The 567-nt window shown below is 69.5% G+C and carries 1 protein-coding gene; it reads left to right on the top strand.

From position 1 onward, the window contains the following. Positions 1 to 567 (top strand): carbohydrate-binding domain-containing protein (locus FK530_RS25100; RefSeq protein ID WP_146489499.1); only part of this gene is annotated, 567 nt, incomplete at both ends.

Here is a 567-nt window from a genome sequence, read left to right as displayed (position 1 = left end):
CACCTCCACCGACGACCTTTACGTCCTCTCCGGCACCCTGGACGTCGATGCCGCCGACGATGGCCTGCGCGGCAAGGACTCCCTGACGGTTGCGGGTGGGACAGTGAGTGTGAGTACCGGTGGTGACGGTCTGAAGTCCGACCAGGACGCGGGCCCGACCCAGGGCTACGTGCACATCTCCGGGGGCACGGTGAGCGTGACCTCGGCCGGTGACGGGATCGACGCCCACACCGATGTGGTGCTCACCGGGGGGAGCGTGGGCGTGACCTCAGGAGGTGGGGCGTCGGCCGGGAAGACCGAGACCTCGGCCAAGGGCCTCAAGGCCGGGACCTTCCTGGTCGTCGACGGGGCCAACGTGGAGGTGGACTCCGGTGACGACGCCCTGCACTCCAAGGGGGCGCTCCGCCTGAGCTCGGGAACCCTGACCCTGGCCACCGGGGACGACGGGATCCATGCGGAGGTCGCCGCCGTCCTGGACGGCGCAGACGTCACTGTCACCCAGTCGGAGGAAGGCCTCGAAGCGGGACTCGTGACGATCTCGAACGGGTCGGTGGACATCACCGCCTC

Source organism: Tsukamurella conjunctivitidis (genome assembly GCF_007858475.1).
Classification (GTDB): Bacteria; Actinomycetota; Actinomycetes; order Mycobacteriales; family Mycobacteriaceae; genus Tsukamurella; species Tsukamurella conjunctivitidis.
The sequence above is the reverse complement of the archived record's forward strand: the minus strand, read 5'-3'. Positions and strand labels throughout refer to the sequence as shown.